The 18,101-nt window shown below is 69.0% G+C and carries 22 protein-coding genes; 9 read left to right on the top strand and 13 right to left on the bottom strand.

From position 1 onward, the window contains the following. Nucleotides 1-60 precede the first annotated feature (60 nt). The 3 genes from L324_RS35515 to L324_RS35505 are packed head-to-tail and all read left to right on the top strand — an operon-like array spanning nucleotide 61 to nucleotide 2,228. Nucleotides 61-720 carry a DedA family protein gene (locus tag L324_RS35515; RefSeq protein ID WP_037319313.1) on the top strand — a complete coding sequence of 220 codons (660 nt, stop codon included), beginning with the start codon at nucleotides 61-63 and terminating at the stop codon, nucleotides 718-720. After that, on the top strand, nucleotides 698-1,582 hold the full coding sequence (gene purU, locus L324_RS35510) for a formyltetrahydrofolate deformylase (protein WP_173426439.1): 885 nt from the start codon (nucleotides 698-700) through the stop codon (nucleotides 1,580-1,582). The genes L324_RS35515 and purU overlap by 23 nt, the downstream gene beginning before the upstream one ends. A 16-nt stretch (nucleotides 1,583-1,598) precedes the next feature. Continuing rightward, a complete protein-coding gene (locus L324_RS35505) occupies nucleotides 1,599-2,228 on the top strand; it encodes a pyridoxamine 5'-phosphate oxidase family protein (protein WP_037319309.1) in 630 nt (209 codons plus the stop codon). Between the two features lie 85 nt (nucleotides 2,229-2,313). Here L324_RS35505 and L324_RS35500 read toward each other — a convergent pair whose 3' ends face one another. From L324_RS35500 to L324_RS35490, 3 genes are all read right to left on the bottom strand, one after another. Next, the gene (locus L324_RS35500; protein WP_037319307.1) at nucleotides 2,314-3,312 is read right to left on the bottom strand and encodes an NADP-dependent oxidoreductase; all 999 of its coding nucleotides are present in this window, start codon (nucleotides 3,310-3,312) and stop codon (nucleotides 2,314-2,316) included. A 104-nt stretch (nucleotides 3,313-3,416) separates the two neighbouring features. Further along, the gene (locus tag L324_RS35495) at nucleotides 3,417-3,851 is read right to left on the bottom strand and encodes an SRPBCC family protein (protein ID WP_037319304.1); all 435 of its coding nucleotides are present in this window, start codon (nucleotides 3,849-3,851) and stop codon (nucleotides 3,417-3,419) included. 151 nt (nucleotides 3,852-4,002) lie between these two features. Further along, nucleotides 4,003-4,899 (bottom strand): ABC transporter substrate-binding protein, encoded by an 897-nt coding sequence (locus tag L324_RS35490; protein ID WP_037319300.1) that lies wholly within the window; start codon nucleotides 4,897-4,899, stop codon nucleotides 4,003-4,005. A 175-nt stretch (nucleotides 4,900-5,074) separates the two neighbouring features. On the opposite strand from L324_RS35490, the gene L324_RS35485 reads away from it, so the two are divergent. Both L324_RS35485 and L324_RS35480 read left to right on the top strand, forming a co-directional pair. Continuing rightward, nucleotides 5,075-5,761 (top strand): ABC transporter permease, encoded by a 687-nt coding sequence (locus tag L324_RS35485; RefSeq protein WP_044855321.1) that lies wholly within the window; start codon nucleotides 5,075-5,077, stop codon nucleotides 5,759-5,761. Then, on the top strand, nucleotides 5,758-6,480 hold the full coding sequence (locus L324_RS35480; RefSeq protein WP_037319390.1) for an ABC transporter permease: 723 nt from the start codon (nucleotides 5,758-5,760) through the stop codon (nucleotides 6,478-6,480). Before L324_RS35485 ends, L324_RS35480 begins: the two co-directional genes overlap by 4 nt. 25 nt (nucleotides 6,481-6,505) lie before the next feature. Here L324_RS35480 and L324_RS35475 read toward each other — a convergent pair whose 3' ends face one another. The 5 genes from L324_RS35475 to L324_RS35455 form a co-directional block, all read right to left on the bottom strand. Next, nucleotides 6,506-7,915, bottom strand: a complete 1,410-nt coding sequence (locus L324_RS35475) for an aromatic amino acid lyase (protein WP_051174281.1) — start codon at nucleotides 7,913-7,915, stop codon at nucleotides 6,506-6,508. Further along, entirely contained in the window at nucleotides 7,912-8,466 is a 555-nt protein-coding gene (locus L324_RS35470; RefSeq protein ID WP_037319295.1) for a YbaK/EbsC family protein, read from the bottom strand. The genes L324_RS35475 and L324_RS35470 overlap by 4 nt, the downstream gene beginning before the upstream one ends. A gap of 13 nt (nucleotides 8,467-8,479) precedes the next feature. Further along, a complete protein-coding gene (locus L324_RS35465) occupies nucleotides 8,480-8,773 on the bottom strand; it encodes a DUF2516 family protein (RefSeq protein WP_037319293.1) in 294 nt (97 codons plus the stop codon). 85 nt (nucleotides 8,774-8,858) lie between these two features. Next, on the bottom strand, nucleotides 8,859-9,545 hold the full coding sequence (locus L324_RS35460) for a hypothetical protein (protein ID WP_037319291.1): 687 nt from the start codon (nucleotides 9,543-9,545) through the stop codon (nucleotides 8,859-8,861). Next, on the bottom strand, nucleotides 9,542-9,973 hold the full coding sequence (locus tag L324_RS35455; protein ID WP_051174284.1) for a helix-turn-helix domain-containing protein: 432 nt from the start codon (nucleotides 9,971-9,973) through the stop codon (nucleotides 9,542-9,544). Before L324_RS35455 ends, L324_RS35460 begins: the two co-directional genes overlap by 4 nt. A 151-nt stretch (nucleotides 9,974-10,124) precedes the next feature. Here L324_RS35455 and L324_RS35450 point away from each other — a divergent pair, with 151 nt between their 5' ends. Then, nucleotides 10,125-11,255 carry a methyltransferase domain-containing protein gene (locus L324_RS35450; protein ID WP_037319285.1) on the top strand — a complete coding sequence of 377 codons (1,131 nt, stop codon included), beginning with the start codon at nucleotides 10,125-10,127 and terminating at the stop codon, nucleotides 11,253-11,255. On the opposite strand, the gene L324_RS35445 is transcribed toward L324_RS35450, so the two are convergent. Genes L324_RS35445 through L324_RS35435 form a run of 3 tightly spaced genes read right to left on the bottom strand, consistent with a single transcriptional unit; the run spans nucleotide 11,220 to nucleotide 12,655 of the window. Further along, on the bottom strand, nucleotides 11,220-11,876 hold the full coding sequence (locus L324_RS35445; protein WP_037319282.1) for a P-loop nucleotide/nucleoside kinase family protein: 657 nt from the start codon (nucleotides 11,874-11,876) through the stop codon (nucleotides 11,220-11,222). The two genes, L324_RS35450 and L324_RS35445, sit on opposite strands and share 36 nt — an antisense overlap. Nucleotides 11,877-11,878: 2 nt before the next feature. Further along, nucleotides 11,879-12,253 (bottom strand): TFIIB-type zinc ribbon-containing protein, encoded by a 375-nt coding sequence (locus tag L324_RS35440; protein ID WP_081736572.1) that lies wholly within the window; start codon nucleotides 12,251-12,253, stop codon nucleotides 11,879-11,881. A 33-nt stretch (nucleotides 12,254-12,286) separates the two neighbouring features. Continuing rightward, nucleotides 12,287-12,655 (bottom strand): VOC family protein, encoded by a 369-nt coding sequence (locus L324_RS35435; RefSeq protein ID WP_037319277.1) that lies wholly within the window; start codon nucleotides 12,653-12,655, stop codon nucleotides 12,287-12,289. Nucleotides 12,656-12,748: 93 nt separating this feature from the next. Here L324_RS35435 and L324_RS35430 point away from each other — a divergent pair, with 93 nt between their 5' ends. Then, a complete protein-coding gene (locus tag L324_RS35430; RefSeq protein ID WP_037319275.1) occupies nucleotides 12,749-13,216 on the top strand; it encodes a CGNR zinc finger domain-containing protein in 468 nt (155 codons plus the stop codon). A gap of 280 nt (nucleotides 13,217-13,496) precedes the next feature. On the opposite strand, the gene L324_RS35425 is transcribed toward L324_RS35430, so the two are convergent. Next, nucleotides 13,497-14,795 carry a DUF445 domain-containing protein gene (locus L324_RS35425; protein ID WP_037319272.1) on the bottom strand — a complete coding sequence of 433 codons (1,299 nt, stop codon included), beginning with the start codon at nucleotides 14,793-14,795 and terminating at the stop codon, nucleotides 13,497-13,499. 29 nt (nucleotides 14,796-14,824) lie between these two features. Here L324_RS35425 and L324_RS35420 point away from each other — a divergent pair, with 29 nt between their 5' ends. Next, the gene (locus tag L324_RS35420) at nucleotides 14,825-15,988 is read left to right on the top strand and encodes a pyridoxal phosphate-dependent aminotransferase (protein ID WP_037319269.1); all 1,164 of its coding nucleotides are present in this window, start codon (nucleotides 14,825-14,827) and stop codon (nucleotides 15,986-15,988) included. Between the two features lie 15 nt (nucleotides 15,989-16,003). On the opposite strand, the gene L324_RS35415 is transcribed toward L324_RS35420, so the two are convergent. Beyond that, the gene (locus L324_RS35415) at nucleotides 16,004-16,477 is read right to left on the bottom strand and encodes a sigma-70 family RNA polymerase sigma factor (RefSeq protein WP_037319266.1); all 474 of its coding nucleotides are present in this window, start codon (nucleotides 16,475-16,477) and stop codon (nucleotides 16,004-16,006) included. A 365-nt stretch (nucleotides 16,478-16,842) separates the two neighbouring features. On the opposite strand from L324_RS35415, the gene L324_RS35410 reads away from it, so the two are divergent. Continuing rightward, nucleotides 16,843-17,997: a hypothetical protein gene (locus L324_RS35410; protein ID WP_037319264.1), complete on the top strand. Its 1,155-nt coding sequence runs from the start codon at nucleotides 16,843-16,845 to the stop codon at nucleotides 17,995-17,997. Nucleotides 17,998-18,101 lie beyond the last annotated feature (104 nt).

Raw genomic sequence — 18,101 nt, 5'->3', positions numbered from 1 at the left:
TTCACCGGTATAACCCCGCTCCGTCATCCCGATGCGACCTGCGGTGATCACCATGGGACCGTGGAACTACTGGAGTACGTCACCGGGCTGCTCGAGGGCACGCTGGGATCACCCTGGCTCTGGGTGATCGTGTTCCTCGTGTCCGGGTTGGACGCGCTCCTGCCGTTCATGCCCAGTGAGACGACCGTCATCACCGTCGCCGTCCTCATCGGCCCGGAGCTTCCGCAACTGGCGCTGCTCGCCCTGGTCGCCGCGCTCGGGGCCTGGCTGGGCGACTGTCTCGGTTACACCGTCGGCGCCGCCGCGGGCCCTCGCGCGCTCGCCCGCCTGCAGCGTGGTCCGGACGGGGTCCGGCGCTACGAATGGGCGAAGATCCAGGTCCAGCGCAATGCCGTCCTGCTGATCCTCGCCGCCCGCTACCTGCCCGGCGGCCGCGTCGCCAGCGGGCTCGCGAACGGCAGCCTCGGCTACCCGCCGCACAAGTTCGTCCCGCTCGACGCCCTCGGCGCGAGCGTCTGGGCGGTGTACAGCGTCCTGATCGGTCTCGTCGGCGGAGCGACCTTCGCGGACGAACCGGAGAAGGGCCTTCTGCTGTCCTTCGCGCTCGGCCTGCTGCTGGTCGGGGCGATCGAGATCGGGCGGCGCGTCCGCGTCGGCATCCTGACCCGGCGCCGCGCCGCGGCCGGGACCAGCGACAATGGAGTGCGTGTCGAACCCTGAACGCCGCTACGTGATCTCCTTCGGTTGCCCCGACCGCACCGGCATCATCGCCCGGATCTCGGGTTTCCTCGCCGAGCACGGCGGTTGGATCGTCGAAGCCGCGTACCACACCGACCCGGACACCGGCTGGTTCTTCACCCGCCAGGTCGTTCGCGCAGACTCGCTCCCGTTCGACGCCGCCGGACTGCGCACGCGCTTCGCCGAAGTCGCGAAGTCGCTTTCGGCCGAGTCGAGCTGGCAGGTCAGCGATACCGGCGAGCGACGGCGGGCCGTGATCCTGGTCTCCAAGGCCGGGCACTGTCTCTACGACCTCCTCGGCCGCGTCGCGTCCGGCGAACTGGACGTCGACGTCGCCGCGGTCATCGGCAACCACGCGTCACTGGGCGACATCACCCGCGCCCACGGCATCCCGTTCCACCACGTCCCGTTCCCCGCCGGCGACGCCGAGGCCAAGGCGCCCGCCTTCGCCGAGGTGCGGAAACTGGTCGACGAACACGACCCGCACGCCGTCGTCCTCGCCCGGTTCATGCAGGTCCTGCCCCCGGAACTGTGCGAAGCCTGGGCCGGGCGGGCGCTCAACATCCACCACAGCTTCCTGCCGTCCTTCGTCGGCGCGCGGCCGTATCACCAGGCCCACGCGCGTGGGGTGAAACTCATCGGCGCGACCTGCCACTACGTCACCGCCGATCTCGACGCGGGCCCGATCGTCGACCAGGACGTCATCCGCGTCGACCACGGCGACTCGGTCGAGGACATGGTCCGCAAGGGCCGCGACATCGAAAAGGTGACGCTGGCGCGCGGGCTGCGGTGGCATCTGGAAGGCCGCGTTCTGGTGCACGGGAACCGGACCGTCGTGTTCTAGTGGTTGACTGGAGTCCATGGGGACTCCAGAGATCAAAGTGATCGAGACGCACGAAGCGCTCCGCGAGCACCTCGGTCATCCGGCGGAAAGGACGAAGGGGAAGATCATCCCCTTCATCGACCCGCACGCTCGCACCCTGATCGAGCACTCGCCGTTCTACCTGCTGGCGACGGCGTCGTCCGACGGGACCTGTGACGTCTCCCCGCGCGGTGACCCGGCCGGTGCCGTGAAGGTGCTGGACGACAAGACGCTGGTGCTGGCGGACCGGCCGGGCAACAAGCTGCTCGACAGCCAGACCAACATCCTCGACAACCCGTACGCCGGGCTGCTGTTCCTGGTGCCGGGGATGAACGAGACGCTGCGGATCAACGGCCGCGCGAAACTGGTCGCGGACGCGCCGTTCTTCGACGACCTCGTGGTCAAGGGGAAGCGGCCGGTGCTGGCGATCCTGGTCGAGGTCGAGCAGCTGTACATGCACTGCGCCAAGGCTTTCCTGCGGTCTTCGCTGTGGAAGCCGGAGACGTGGCCGGAGCGGTCCAGTCTGCCGACCGCCGGGCAGATCTTCCGCGACCAGATGAACCTGGACATGTCGGCGGAGCAGCTGGATGCCGCGCTGACCGAAGGTGCCCTCACTACTCAGTACTGAGCTGAAGGGAACTTTCCCCGCATCGGACGCGGCGAAGGACGCTTTCCTCGCATGAGATGCGGGGAAAGCGTCCTTCGGCTCCGGGTCAGACGCGGACCAGCATCTTGCCGGTGTTCGCGCCGCCCAGCAGGTCCAGGAATGCCTGCGGCGCATTGCGGATACCGTCCACAATGGTCTCGGAGTACTTGAGGTCGCCGGAGGCGACCAGCGGCGCGACCTCCTTGACGAACTGCGGCTGCAGCGCGAAGTGGTCGCCGACCAGCATGCCGCGCATGGTGAACCGCTTCGCGATGATCGACGCGAGGTTCCGCGGCGCCGCGGCCGGTTCGGTGTTGTTGTAGACCGAGATCATCCCGCAGATCGCCATCCGGCCGTGCAGGTTGATCGAGTCGATGGCCGCTTCGAGGTGCTCACCGCCGACGTTGTCGAAGTACACGTCGATCCCCTCGGGCGCCGCCGCGCGCAGCTGCTCGATGACCGGGGCGTCCTTGTAGTTGAACGCCGCGTCGAAGCCCAGCTCGTCGGTCAGCCACTTGACCTTCTCGTCCGTGCCCGCGCTGCCGATGACCCGCTTCGCGCCCTTCAGCTTCGCCAGCTGGCCGACGACGGAGCCTACGGCACCCGCCGCGCCGGACACGAAGACGGTGTCGCCCTCCTTGAACTCCGCGACCTCCAGCAGCCCGGCGTACGCGGTGAGTCCGGTCATGCCGAGGACGCCGAGGTACGCCGAGACCGGCGCGGCGTCGGGGTCGACCTTCACGGCGTGCTTGGCGGCGACGACGGCGTGCGAACGCCAGCCGAGGCCGTGCAGCACGATGTCGCCCGGCTTGAAGTCCTCGACGTTCGACTCGACGACCTCGCCGACGGCCCCGCCGTGCATGACCTTGCCGACCTCGTACGGCTCGGCGTAGGACTTCGCGCTGCTCATCCGGCCGCGCATGTACGGGTCCACGCTCAGGATCTGGTTGCGGACCAGGATCTGCCCCTCGCCGGGCGTCGGAATCTCGACGTCCGCGATCTCGAAGTTCTCGAGCGTCGGGACACCGTGGGGACGGGAGGCGAGCCGGATCTCGGTTGCGTTCACGGGGTGACTCCAAGTCTGTTGCGCACTACAAGCGGGGCGATCGCCCCGTATTCACGACGGGTACAACCAGCTAACCGGGGCGACCATTCCGATTGTGGCGAGCGCTACACGATCTCGGCGAGTTTGCCGAGGACCCCCTCGTAGATCCGCTTGAGGCCGCCGGGCGCGAAGGTCCGCTCGAAGAAGCCGCCGATGCCGCCCGCGCCGTCCCAGGTCGTCTCGATCCGGACGAGGCTGCCTTCCGGCACCTCGCGGACGGTCCAGGTGGTGACCATGCTGGAGTTCGCGTCGGTCTCGACGAAGGTGCCTTCGGCGGGCTCTGTCACCGTCGCGGCGACGTCACGCACGCGCTTCGACGTCGCCTGCAGCTTCCAGCTCGCCTTCGTGCCCGCTCCGACGCCGCCTTCGGTGACCTCGTAGTCGCGGTAGTGCTCCGTCAGCAGCTTCGGGCGGGTCTCGGCGTAGTCCGCGACGAGCGCCCTGACTTTGTCGGCCGGCGCCTCGATGGTGCGCTCCGCGATGGCGGTGACCTTTCCCATCCCACTCCCTTTCACCCGTGTGGCAAGACAGCGTCCACGATTCCACCGCTGAGTGCGACCGGAGCGGGCGCCCCCCTGCCCCGAACGCCATGAAAGGTCCTTTCCTTGCGAAATTTGCAAGGAAAGGACCTTTCATGGCGCGCGCGGGGAGCTAGATGAGGGACTTCTCCTTCAGCCAGTCCTTCGCGACGTCGCCCGGCTTCTCGCCGTCCGAGTCGACGCGCTTGTTCAGCTCACGCAGCTGCACGGTGTCCAGTGCCTTGCTGACGGCGTTGACCGCGGCCGCGAAGTCGGCGCCGCGCTCGTCGAGGACCTTCTTGTTCACCGCGGGCACGACGTTCTCGGTCGGGACGATGGCGAGGTCGTCCTCCAGCGCCACGAACTGCGGGTCGCCGACGAGCGGGCTCACCGAGTCGACCGGGATGACGGTGACCTTGCCGGACCGCAGCTGCTCGACGCGCGGGCCGGCTTCCTGCACGGTCTGGAAAGTGGCCTTCAGCTTGTAGACGTCCGTGAAGCCTTTGAAGCAGGGAAGCCGCTTCTCACACTCCGGGCCGCCCGCGACGATGACGTTGTCGACTTTGGACAGGTCGCTGATCTTCGTGAGGCCCTTCTCCTTGGCGAGGTCGGCCTTCACGATGTAGGTGTTCTTGTCCTCCGCCGGCGAGTAGTCCAGCAGGCCGATGCCGTCGGCCTCGAACAGCTTCTTGAGCTGCTCGTGCTCGCCCGCCGCGTCCTTCGCGGCTTCCTTGCCGAAACCGGTGGTGATGGCGGCGCCCTGGTACTCCGGGATGAACTGCAGTTCGCCGGACTTCAGCGCCGGGTAGATCAGCTCGCGCGAGCCGAGGTTCAGTTTGCGGGTGATCGGGTAGCCCTTGGCCTCCAGCGCGTTCGCGTACAGCTCGGCGAGGATCAGGCTGTCGGTGAAGTTGAAGGAGGCGACGACGATCGGCGCCCCGCCTTTGCTCTGCACGGCCGGGGTCGCCGCGTCGTCGCCACCCCCACAGGCGGTCATACCGAGGACGGCGGCGGCGAGCACCGCGCCCACTCGAACATTCCGTGTCCAGCGCACGTGCACACACTCCTATGACTCGAACAGACGACTGGACAGTATCTCCGGGTCACGACAGAATCCACATTTTGAGAGTTCCGCCCCCTGTGCTCCCAGAGAACGGAATCCGGCCGCCCGAACGGGGTAAGGTCGGCCGGTGCGTGCGTCTTCCGTGTTCCCGGTGCCGTCCCAAAGCGGGCGGCCGCTGTTCGAATGGCGCTGGGTGGACCGCCATTTCGACGAGATCCTCGAACGGCTCGGTGAGCACGTCACGCTGACGGCGGCGGCGCTCGCCATCGGACTGGTGGTGTCGATCGGTGTTTCCGTGGTTTCGCTGCGTCGCCGGTGGTTCTACGTCGTCGCGCTGAGCACGGCCGGTTCGCTGTACGTCATCCCGAGTCTCGGCGCCTTCGCCGTGCTGGTGCCGTTCACCGGCCTGACGTCCTTCACGACCGCGGTCATCCCGTTGGCGACGTACACCTTGCTGATCCTGATCCGCAATATCGTCACCGGCGTCGAGCAGGTGCCCAAGGAAGTCCGCGAAGCCGCGATAGGCATGGGTTTCACGCGTTCACGACTGCTGTGGCAGGTCGAACTCCCGCTCGCGCTGCCGGTGGTGATCGCGGGCCTGCGGGTCGCGGCGGTGACCACGATCGGGCTCGTGACGGTGACTTCCATGCTCGGCAAGGGCGGGCTGGGGTACTTCATCCGCAACGGGATCCAGACCGCGACACCGAATCCGACGTCGATCATCGTCGGCGTCGGGCTTTCGGTGGTGCTCGCCGTCGTCGTGGATCTGCTGCTGTGGCTCGGTGGGCGCGCGCTCGCGCCGTGGTCGCGGAAGGCGGCGTCGCGATGAGCATCATCGACCAGACCATCGACTGGTTCGGCGAACCGGACCGCTGGAGCTGGACCGAGCCGGCGGGTATCCCGTACCGGACGCTCGAGCATCTCCAGTTCTCCTTGCTGGCCTTGGCGATTTCGGCCGTGCTGACGATCCCGCCCGCGTTGTGGCTGGCGCACTACCGGCGCGCGCAGTTCCTCGCGACGAGCGCGGTGAACATCGGCCGCGCGATCCCCAGCTTCGGACTCGTGATCCTGTTCTGGTTCCTGGCTTCCCGGCTCGAAGTCGACACGACGTTCTGGCCGTTGATGCTCGCGCTGGTGGCCTTGGCGTTGCCGCCGTTGTTCACGAACACCTACGCGGGCGTCATCCAGCTGGAGCAGGAGACCATCGACGCCGCGCGCGGAACCGGTCACCGCGAATGGCAGATCATGCTGCGCCTGGAGTTGCCGCTCGCGTCACCGGTCATCCTCGCGGGTGCCCGCGTCGCGTTCCTGCAACTGGTGGCGACCGTCGCGATCGGCGCGATCGTCAACGACGGCGGCGGGCTCGGACGGTACATTGTGGACGGTTTCGCACTCGGGGATCCGGGCCGTGGCGAGATTCTCGCGGGCGGGATCGCCGTCGTCGTACTGGCTTTGGTGTGTGAAGCCGCGTTCGCGCTCATCACGCGCTGGGTGACCCCGCGCGGGCTGGCGATCCAGACCCGCGCGGATGCCACGTCCTTCTCGTGAGTGGTAATGACGGTTAGAACCGTCATTACCACTCACGAGTCAGTACCGAAACCAAAGCCGTCACCTCGGGGCCCAACGACCGGTCCTCCGCGAGCGGGGGGACGAGTTCGCGTAGCCGGCCATATGTCGCCTGAAGCCCGGCGGCGCCGTCCCCGGACGCCAGCCACCGCGCCTGTGAACCCGCGATCAGCTCACAGGCCGTGATGGCGAACATCCGCGCGCACGCGTCGCGGAGCTGGTTCCCGGCCGCCCAGGCGAACGCCTGCACGTCCTCCTGTCCAGCCGAAGTCTCGACGGAACCCAACGTCGCCGGGCAGGCCAGCCGCCGCAGCGCGTGCAGCTCCCCCACCGCGCGTTTGTGCAGCGGCACCAAGCCCGCCTGCGGCCCCGGATCCGGCGTGAGTTGCATGGGCAGACCGCTGAACCGCTCGTCCAGCAACCGGTGCATCCGTTGGACGCCGACCTCGCCGAGATGCACCAGCGCCGCCGTCACCGCGTCCATCCGCAGACCGAGTTCGACGGCGTGGAAACCCGTCGTGGACACGAATTCGCCGTCGAGGAACGCGGGCGAGTCGGTCGGCATCGACCGTCGCAGGGCCTCGTCCAGTTCGCCGGCGACCCGCCTCAGATGGGCGATCGCGCGGGGCGCGACCCGCACGGAGACCGGCGCCTGGACGACCTCCGCGCGCTCGGCCGAACCGCGGATCAGCCCGCCCAGTTCGACCAGCACCGCACGCAGCGTTTCGTCGTCGCCCGCCGACGCGGGACGGTAGACCGCGCGCGGCGCACCGAGGACGTCGATCGCGATCGCCGCGGTCAGGGTCTGCAGCTCCACCAGCCGCCGGACCTCGGCCAGCGCGAAAGCCGCGAGCGTCTCGGCCAGCGGCGAACCCTGGATGAGCGTCGCGCCTTCCTTGAGCCCCAACCCGTACGGCTTCGCCAGCACCTCCGACGCGGGCGTCTCGACGCCGTCCACCAGCACGGTCCCGACACCGAGAAAGGTCTGGAAGGCGTGCGCCAGCGGGATGATCTCGCCCGCGCTGCCGAGTCCAGTCCTCGGCACGGCGGGGGTGAACCCCTCGTTCAGCCGGTCGACGAGGAACGTCACCAGCTCCGGGCTCGCGCCCGCCTCGGGCGCGAGCAGATCCCGCAGGCGCACCAGAAAGAGCCAGCGCACCTCATCGGCCGCGAGCCATGGCGGGCCGCCGACCGCGCGCCCGATCAGCAGGTTCCGCTGATGCCTCTCCATCGTGCCGAGCGCGACTCCGGCGAGCCGTCCCATGCCGGTGTTCACGCCGTAGACCGGGCGATCGGTCAGGGCCGCGAGGACACGGGCGCGGTTTTCACCGAGCTTCGCCAGCAACGCGGGGTCGATCTCGAGGGAGCAGGCCTCGAACGCCGAAGCCAGCTCGAAGTCCTTTGTGGACAGCCTCACTCGATGGGACGCGCGAGACCGTCGATCACCTCGGCGCCGGGCAGGGAGGCGAGCGCCGGACCCGAGATCAGCAGCTTGCTGCCGCGGATACCGCTCCCGATGATCAGTTCGGGCTCGTCCGCGACGCGCTGGTCGATCAGGATCGGCCACTCCCCGGGCAGGCCGACCGGCGTGATGCCGCCGTACTGCATGCCGGTGAGCGAGACGGCCTCGTCCATCGGCGCGAAGGACGCCTTGCGGACGTCGAGGCGGCGCTTGATCACGCCGTTCACGTCGGCTCGGGTGGTGGCGAGGATCATCGCGGCGGCGAAGCGGACCTCGCCGGCGCGTTTGCCCGCGATGACGACGCAGTTCGCGGACGCGGAAAGAGGTGAGCCGTAGGCCTCGCAGAACGCGGCGGTGTCGGCCAGTTCGGCGTCGATCTCGGCGACGCCCACGACGTCGGGATCGGCGAGCGCGGCGAGTGCCTTGGCGACCGGCTCGGCGAGCAGATCCGGGCGGGAGGGGGCGGGGACGACGGTGAGGCTTCCGGCGATGGTCCAGTCAGTCACGAGCCCACAATAATCACCAGTTACGGCCGCCGCGTTGCACCTCGATGAGCTTCGGGCGGACGTCCACGAGGTAGACCAGGACCGCGACCAGTGCGGGCAGCCACAGGATCATGCCGCCGCCCCAGAACTCGAAGAGGGTCAGCACGGCGGTGGCCCCACCGGTGATGAGCATCCAGATGGGCTTGGTCTTGCGATCGGCGGCCGAATACGCGTCCGCACGCTGCAGCAGCGCATGCACGAAAGCGAACAGCCCCGTCAGTGCGCCGCCCCAATGGATGGCGATGAGGATCCAGGTGGCAACGAACACGAAGTCAGCTTACGTCAAACCGGGCGAATGACCCGGGCCCCTGGTGCCGAAGCCGGCACCAGGGGCCCTGGGATTCACGCGGACCTTACTTCTCGGTCGTCTTCGGCGCGGTGGCCGGCTTCTTGGCGGCCGGGCTGGTGGTGGTGCGGCGCACCGGGGTGGTGGTCTTCGGCGCGGTCTTGTTGGCGACCTTGCGCGAAGCCGAGCGGGTCTCGTGCGCCAGGTCGTCGCCGATCTCCTCGACCTCGTCGGCGATCTCGCCGGCGACCTCGGTCACCTTGCGGGCGGTCTTCTCGCCCACCGAGCGGGTGCCCTTGGTGACCTTGCCGAGCACGGTGTCGATGCGCTCACGGGCGTCGGTGGTCGCTTCCTCGACGCGGTCCTGCGCGGTGCTCAGCGCGTCCTCGAGCTGCTCGATGGCCTTCTTGACCTGCGGCTGCGAGGCGATCTTGTCCCACGCCTGCTCACCGGACTCGGCCAGCTTGTTGTACAGCTTCAGCGCGGCCTCGGTGTACTCGTCGATGACCTTGCGCAGCTCGGCCGGGTCCAGCTTCTCGCGGAGGCCCTCGACGTCGTGCGGGAGCTCTTCGATGTTCTTGCGAGCGGTCTCGCTGCCCTCGACGACCTTCTCCTTGGCCTTGCTCACGGCGTCGACGACGGCCTGGCCCGCGAGGTTGCCGGCGCCCAGCGCGGCGAGCAGCGGGGTGCGGACCTGGTCGAGGGCCGAGTGGCCGGTCTTGCGGTCGGTCTTGTTCTTCGTGGCGGTGGTCATGCTGACTCCTTGGATTCCGCGCCCTCTGTGGTCGAGGGCGCCGTGTCTGGGGTTTTCGCCCGCGCCGCCTGCACTGGCGTCGCGGCGGCGTTCTCGCGGCGGAACGATTCGTAGACGTCGAGCAGGACCTGCTTCTGCCGTTCGGTCAGCTCGGTGTCGGCGCGGATCGCGTCGCCGACCGGGCCGCCTGTCGGCAGATCGAGGATTCCCGCTTGCACGTAGAGCGCCTCGGCCGAGATACGCAGGCCTTTGGCGATCTGCTGCAGGATCTCCGCACTGGGTTTGCGGACCCCGCGCTCGATCTGACTCAGGTACGGATTGGACACGCCGGCGAGTTTCGACAGCTGCCGCAAGGAGATCTTCGCGTTGCTGCGCTGCTGGCGGATGTACTCGCCGATGTCGGAAGCGATGTCCGCGACCTTCTCCATCGGCCCGCCCGATGTGGGCTGGTCCCGGTTGGTGTCTGACATCGGTCACCTCCTCGCGACGTCTTCAACGCTACGCCCGAGTGCTAGCTATTGCAAGCACACTGCTTGCAACTATCGGGTGTGTTGGCGCTCACCCGGCTACCGTGGAGGGGTGTCGAACGCGACGCGGCTACGACGGCGCCTCGTCGAGCATCTGCTCGCCGAAGGCGTACTGCACGACGCGCGGTGGATGACCGCGTTCCGCACCGTGCCCCGGCACGTCTTCCTGCCGCGGTTCTTCGTCCCGGCGGCCGACGGCTGGGCCGCGATGCAGAGCGGTGACGACGGCTGGCTCGAACGCGTCTACTCACCCGACGTGCTCGTCATCCAGCTCGACGACGATTCCGGACTCTGGGAACGCGCGCGCTATCTGGGCGCGCAGCCGGGGACGCCGACGAGTTCGTCGAGCATGCCGTCGATCATGGCGATCATGCTCGAGGAGCTCCGGGTCGCCGACGGGCACCGGGTACTGGAGATCGGCACGGGCACCGGCTACAACGCCGCCCTGCTGTGCCAGCGGCTCGGCTCCGGGCTCGTGTACACAGTGGACATCGACCCGGATCTGGTGGACGCCGCGCGCAAGCGGCTCGCGGAGGCCGGGTATGCGCCTTCGTGCGCCGCGGCCGACGGCGCGGACGGGTACCCGGCGGGCGTCCTCTACGACCGCGTCCTGTGCACGTGCTCGGTGTCGTCGATCCCGCCCGCGTGGCTGGAGCAGACGGTGCCGGGCGGGCTGATCGTCACCACGCTGAACCGGCCGATCGGCGGCGGGCTCGTCCGGATCGTCGCGGGCGAGGGCGCGACGGGACACGGGCGGGTGCTCGCCCGCGACGGTCGTTTCATGCCGCTGCGCGCGCACCGCTTCAAACCGTCGAAGGTGCCCGAAGGCGACGTCTCCTGGCGGCCGACCCGGCTGCCGATGGGAGCCATCACGGAAGTCCGCAGCCGCTTCGAGTTCTTCGCCGGGCTCCAGCTTCCCGGCGTGACGGCCATGCGGGACGGCCGGAACACCGCACTGGTCCACGCGGACGGCTCCTGGGTCCGGCACCGGCGAGCGGGCCGCTTCTTCGAGGTGGCGGAAGGCGGCCCGCGGCGGCTGTGGGAGCTGGTCGAAAACGCGCAAGAGGAATGGCTCGAACTCGGCCAGCCGTGGCGGGACCGGTTCGGGCTCAGCCTCGACGGCGAGGACCAGGTGATCTGGCTGGATTCACCCGACGGCCGTACCTGGCCGCTGTCCTCTTGAGAGGAGGCCCCGCACCCATGCCTCTACCCGGTCGACGGCGGTGTCCACCGGGATGTGGGTGGTGTCGAACAACTCGACCGGCGGCTCCAGCGACGCCGCTTCCCGCCGCAGCCAGTCGTTGAACTCCAGCATCTCCTCGACGCGTTCCTCGTCCCACTCGCGCCAGGCCGGCCGCGCCAGCAAGCGTTTGCGCAGGGCGTCCGGCTCGCTGACGAGTGCCAGGTAGTGGATGTCGGAGAAGAAGACGCGCTCGGGCAACCGCTCGAATTCGGGCGGCGCGACGGTGCCGCAGAGCACGACCGGCCGCCCGTTCTGGTGCAGCATCGCCGCCATCCGCAACCAGGTCGACCGGAACGCGGGATGGCCGGGGACGTCGTCGCGCAACGCCCCTGTCCACAGCACGTCCTGCTCGACCACGAGGGCGAGGTCGCCGAGCCGTTCCGCCAGCCGCGGCCCGACCGTCGACTTACCCGCCCCACTCGGACCGGTCAGCGCGAACAACGGGAGCCGCCGGAACGGCCACCGGTGGGCGCATTCCGCGCACACCAGCAGCCCGCTCTCGACTTGTGGCCGGTCGGCGCGATCGCCGCAGGCCGGGCAGATCTTGAGATCGAGGACCACGGTCAGTCGAAGAGGCCTTCGAGGAAGCCGCCCTTACGGCGCTTGTGGCCGTACGCGTGCGGGGAATCCTTGTAGCCGCCTCGGTAACCCTTGGGCGAGTCCGCGTAACCGCCGCCCCGGTACCCCTTCGGCGAGTCGGCGTAGCCGCCGCGATGCGGACGCGGGGAATCCGGCCGCCCGTAGTGCGGGGCGGGCGCGTGTCCACCTCCCTGATACGGCGGAGGCTGATGCCCGCCGTAGTACGAAGTCTCGGCGTTGGCGATGGCCTCCAGCTCACCCCGGTCCAGGAAGATGCCGCGGCATCCCTGGCACTGGTCGATGTGGACACCGTTCTTGTCGACGGTCTTCATGACGTTCTGGCACTTCGGACAAATCACGTATCAGAGATTACGCATTTTTCGCCGCCGAGGTCAGCAGGCGCACAGGCAGAACGGGTGCCCGGCGGGATCCGCGTACACGCGGAAGGTCTCCGGGCTGTCGTCCAGCAGCTTCGCGCCGATGGCCAGCGCCCGCTCGTGACCGGCTTCGAGATCGGTGACGTCGAGGTCGACGTGCGCCTGCTGCGGGTTCTCGGCGGACGGCCACGCGGGCGGCCGGTAGTCCGGGACGCGCTGGAAGGAGAAGCGCGCGCCGCCCTCCGGGTTCCGCAGGGTCACCCAGTGGCCGTCTTCGGCGACTTCCGCGGCCTTCCAGTCGAGCAGCTCGCGGTAGAACTCCGCCAGCGCGACCGGGTCCGGGCAGTCGAGGGCCACCGCGCCGAAGGTCGGTACCGCACCCATGGTTCAGCCTCCAGAATGATCGAGTAACCAGTGAACTGATTATGGGGGTTATCGCTGCCGATGACAACAGGTCTCGCCCGTACACTGGGCGAGGTGAACACCGACGCGTCCCTGGTGGTCGAGTTTTTGAACACGGTGAACGTCGAACGCGGCACCGACCTCTTGGACGATCTGGAGACCTGGCAACGCTGGGCCCGCGATCACCGGCTGCGCGCGGATACCCCCGCGGCCGCGCGTGAAACCCGGGACGCGCTGCGGGCGGCGATCGGCGATCCGCGACTGCCCCGGCTCGGGCTGCGCGCGCCCTCGGAGATCGTCCTCGGCCCGGAAGGCCCGCTCCTGGTCGCGGAATCGGTCAGCGAAGCGGTGATGGCGGCGTCGATCCGGCTGACCGTGCGCGGCGAATGGATCCGGCTCAAGATCTGCCCGGCGGACGACTGCCTGTGGGCGTTCTACGACGAGTCGCGCAACCGGTCGCGGACGTGGTGCTCGATGCGGTCGTGCGGGAACCGGGAGAAGGCACGCGCGTGGCGGGCGCGGACGGCGGACGTCTCGACCTGAGTCGGCGGGAGCCGAAGGGGCCCTTCACCGCATCTCATGCAGCGAAGGGCGCTTTCCTCGCGTCGCATGCGGGGAAAGCGCCCTTCAGCTCCGGCTCGGCCCACCGCGCACCGCCGCCCTCACCACAACTTCTGGGGTCACCCACCCCCGAGTTACCCCCAGGGGTTGTGCACACCGTTAGGCCAAAGACGTGAAAAGCTGTGGATAACCCTGGGGATGACTCCACTTCCTGTGGACAACTCCCGGCGAGGCCTCCGGAGTGTGGTATAGGCGCCGCCGCTCAGAAGAGCAGCTGCGCGACCGCGTAGATGACCAGCCCGGCGAGCGCGCCGACCACCGTGCCGTTGATCCGGATGAACTGCAGATCCCGGCCCACCTGCAGCTCGATCTTGCGCGAGGTCTCCTCGGCGTCCCAGCGCTCCACGGTGTCGGTGATGATCGTGGTGATCTCCTTGGAGTAGTGCGTGACCAGGTAGGCCGCCGCCCCCTCCACCCAGTTGTCCACTTTGGACCGGATGTGGTCGTCGGAGACGAGCCGCCCGCCGAGCGCTTCGAGGCCGGTGCGCACGCGGCGCCGCAGTTCGCTCGACGGGTCCTCGGCGGCGTTGAGCAGCATCTCCTTCGCCGTCGCCCAGGCCGAGCCGATCAGCTTCTGCACCTCGTCGTGCCCCAGCATCTGGGACTTGACCTGCTCGGCGCGCGCCATCACCTCGGGGTTGGTCTGCAGGTCGAGGGCGAACTCGCCGAGGAACTTGTCCAGCGCCAGCCGCATCGGGTGGTTGACGTCGGTCTTCACCGCCCACACGAAGGACAGCACCTCGCCGTAGACCTTGTCCGCGAGCATCTCGTCGACGAACTTCGGCGACCAGCTCGGCGCCCGGTCCGACACCACGCGCAGCATCGTCGTGTGGTTGTCCCGCACCCATTCGTAGGCGCGGTCGCACATCAGGTCCACCAGCTTGTGGTGCGCCCCGTCGGCGAACACGCCCTCCAGGATCTTGCCCAGCGGCGGGCCCCACGGCTTGTCCACGATCCGCTTGACCACGGCCTGTTCCATGATCGCCTGGACGTCTTCGTCGCGGAGCACCTTGACCGCGGCGCGCACGACGGTGGCCAGCTCGGACGTCACGCGTTCGGAGTTCTGCGGCTGCGAGAGCCAGCCACCGAGGCGCTTCGAGACCTCGACGCGGCTCAGCTTCTCGCGGATCACCGACTCGGACAGGAAGTTCGAGCCGACGAAGTCACCGAGGCTGCTGCCCAGCGCGTCCTTCTTGTTCGGGATGATCGCGGTGTGCGGGATCTTGATCCGCAGCGGATGCCGGAACAGCGCCGTCACCGCGAACCAGTCGGCGAGCGCGCCGACCATCCCGGCTTCGGCGGCGGCGCGGACGTAGCCGACCCAGCCCGGCCAGCCGGCGGCCTCGGCCCAGCTGGTCAGCAGGAAGATCACCGTGGCGCCGAGCAGGAACGACAGCGCGACCATCTTCATCTTGCGCAGGCCGCGGCGCTTCTCCTCCTCGGCGGCGGTTCCACCGGGCGGATCGGCTGGGGTCACCTTGGCGGGCGTCAGTTGCTCCACACCGCCATTGTCCGTGAGGATGACTGATCGTGCGCGAACCCGTCCTCGTCCCCCGCCTCCAGCCCTTCACGTCGACCATCTTCGCGGAGATGACGGCGCTGGCAGTACGCCACGACGCCGTCAACCTCGGCCAGGGTTTCCCCGACACCGACGGGCCGGCCGGAATGCTCGACGCCGCCAAGAACGCCCTGTTCGGCGGTGCGAACCAGTATCCGCCGGGTCCCGGGCGCCCGGAGCTGCGCGCGGCCATCGCGCGGCACCGCCTCCGGTACGGCACCGACTACGACCCGGACACCGAGATCCTCGTCACCGCGGGGGCGACCGAAGCCATCGCGGCCTCGTTGCTCGCGCTGACGCAGGCGGGCGACGAGGTCATCGTCATCGAGCCGTATTACGACTCCTACGCGGCCGCGGTCGCCATGGCGGGCGCGGAGCGGCGCGTCGTCGGCCTGGTGGAACGCGACGGCCGGTTCGCGCTCGACATCGAGGGCCTCCGCGCGGCGGTGACCGAGCGGACCAGGGCGATCCTGATCAACTCGCCGCACAACCCCACCGGCACGGTGTTCACGCGGGCCGAGCTGGAGGCCGTCGCCGCGCTCTGCGTGACGCACGACCTGATCGCGATCACCGACGAGGTGTACGAGCACCTGGTCTTCGACGACGCCGAGCACCTCCCGCTCGCCACGCTGCCCGGTATGCGCGAGCGGACGGTGTCGATCTCCAGCGCGGGCAAGACGTTCAACTGCACCGGCTGGAAGATCGGCTGGGTCTGCGCGAGCCCGGAACTGGTCGCGGCGGTGAAGGCGGCGAAGCAGTTCATCACCTTCGTCTCGGGCGGCCCGCTGCAGCCCGCCGTCGCCCACGCGCTGGACCACGAACTGCCGTGGGCCGAAGACCTGCGCACGAGCTTGCAGGACAAGCGGGACCGGCTCGCCGCGGGGCTCGCGGAGGCCGGGTTCGCCGTCCGGCCGACCGCCGGGACGTACTTCATCTGCGTCGACGTCCGCCCGCTCGGCTTCGAAGACGCCGCGGAACTGGCCTGGGAACTCCCCGAACGGGTGGGCGTGGCGGCCGTGCCCGTGAAGGTGTTCACCGATCACCCGGAAGAGTGGAAACATCTCCTGCGGTTCGCGTTCTGCAAACGCAATGAAGTCATCGACGAAGCGGTCACCCGATTGCGCAAACTGCGGTGACTCGTCCGATGTCCGTCAGACCCATCCGCCCTTTTCGAGAGCGCGGGCGAGGCGGTCCAGACACCGTCTTCGGACCCTGCCCACACTGGCCGGGCTGAGCCCCAGTTCCCGTGCGAGCTGCGCGTAGGACAGCTCCGGCCGGTGCGCGATCAGCCACATCAGCCGCCGGTGCGAGTCCGGCAGGCGATCGACCGCCGCCCAGAGCGCGCGGTCGCGTTCGGCGCGGACGACCTCGGCCTCCGGGGTCGGCTCCGGATCGGGGAGCGGACGCGGAGTTTCGCGCCTGTTCCTGGAGATCATCCGGAGCGCGCGGCGCCGCGCGGTGGTCGTCAGCCAAGCCCGGAGCTTCGCTTCGTCGCGGAGCACACCCGGCGCGCGGAACAGTTCCAGCCACGCTTCCTGACAGACGTCCTTGGCGTCCGCTTCGCTCAGCCGGTAGGTCTTCAGCACGCTGAGCACCGCCGCCGACACCGCGTTCACGTCCCACATCGCGGACACTCCCCTCCCGGCGGCTCAAGTCCGCCGGCACGATCACCGAACGCGACTTCGACGGCACACACCGCAGCGAGGATCCGGAAAAGGTCAGGTCACCGAGGATTTGAGTAGTTCCACGTGTGCCCGGATGGCCGTGTGACACACACCGAGAGTGATCAACTTCGGTACTCCAGGCACCGGAGCCGGTTGCGTCGTTCCGCCTAACGGGCTGGATCGGCGGCGGCGGAGGTGAAACACTCCCCTCCGGTGCTAAAACTGGTGCAGCCCCGGGGGAACTGCGACCTGGCCGGAAGAGACCCCAAGAAAGATCGAACTCACGCGGAGAACGTGGGTTTCAGGCGCGGACGGCGGTGATTGCCATGAGTGGTACGGCAGTCGTGCGTCCTCGCGGCCTCATCGCGCCGAAGACGCCGTCGAACGCGGGCGCGCGAATCCTTTTCGCCTGCGGACTCGCGGTCACCGGCTGGATCCTCGGCGCCGTCCTGAGCAGCCCGGCTTCGGCCGAGGAACCGACGGCCACGACGCCGGAGACCTCCGTGGTCCAGCCGTCGACCGAAACCGAGTCCGGGAAATCGACTACTCCGGACGAGTCCACTTCGGACTCCGGCACGGTCGAGGCCACGAAACCCACCGAAGCCACGGAAACCACCGAATCGCCGAAGGAAGAATCCCCCGAGACCGAATCCCCGGCCGAAGAGCCCGCTCCCGCGCCGAGCGAGGAGCCTGAGGCCACCGTCGAGGAGAAGGCCGTTTCGGCCGAGAGTTCCGTCGAGAAGGCGACTTCTTCGGAACCCGCCGCGAAAACCGCCGACAAGAGCACCCAGACCGCGACGCCCCAGGCGGCCAACGGTCTGCTGGGCGGCCTCATCGGCGGCGTACTGGACGTCGTCACGAACACCGTCGGCGGCGTCGTCGAAACGGTCGGCGGGGTCGTCGGCGGAATCGGCGAGAAGGTCGTCACGCCGATCCTGACCCCGGCTCCCTGCTGCGCGTCGGGCACCCCGACGATCCTTCCCGGCGTCGGCGACGTGCTCGACCCGGTCTTCGGCGGCGGCTCGGGCGAATCGGCGAGCGGCTCGGTCACCATCGCCGTCCCGGCCAAGACCGTCGCGCCCAGCGTGCCCGTCACCCCGGCCCCGCTTCCGGTCCTCCCGGCCGAGACGCCCGCTCCGGTAAGCGCACCCCAGACCCACCGCGTCGTCACCCTGCCCGTCCGGGTCAAGCTCGACGTCCAGCCCGCTCCGGCCGCACCCGCGCCGTCCGACACGCACGCGTCCCCGGACGGCGGCGGCTCGGGCGGCGGCGGTGGCCTGCCGAGCACCCCGGTGGCCCCGCTCGCGCCCACGACGAGCGCCTCCCCCGGGCACGACAACTCCGGCGGCGGCCGCGGGCCGCTCGCCGTACTCGACGCCGGGATCCCGGCCACGCAGCTGAAGCTCATCGGCACCGGCTGCGATCACGAAGGCGAACGCACCGGCAGGGAAGCCGCGCTTCCCGCCACCTCCCCCGACTGACCTGATCGGGTCGCCGGGGAGAACCACGTCCAAACCAAGATCAACTTCGGTTTTCGGCGTCTTCTGAGAAACCCCGGCCCAGTCGCGTTTCAGCCTGCCCTCGT

The organism is Amycolatopsis orientalis DSM 40040 = KCTC 9412 (assembly GCF_000478275.1).
In the GTDB taxonomy this organism is placed as follows: Bacteria; Actinomycetota; Actinomycetes; order Mycobacteriales; family Pseudonocardiaceae; genus Amycolatopsis; species Amycolatopsis orientalis.
This window is presented reverse-complemented; position numbering and strand designations above follow the sequence as displayed.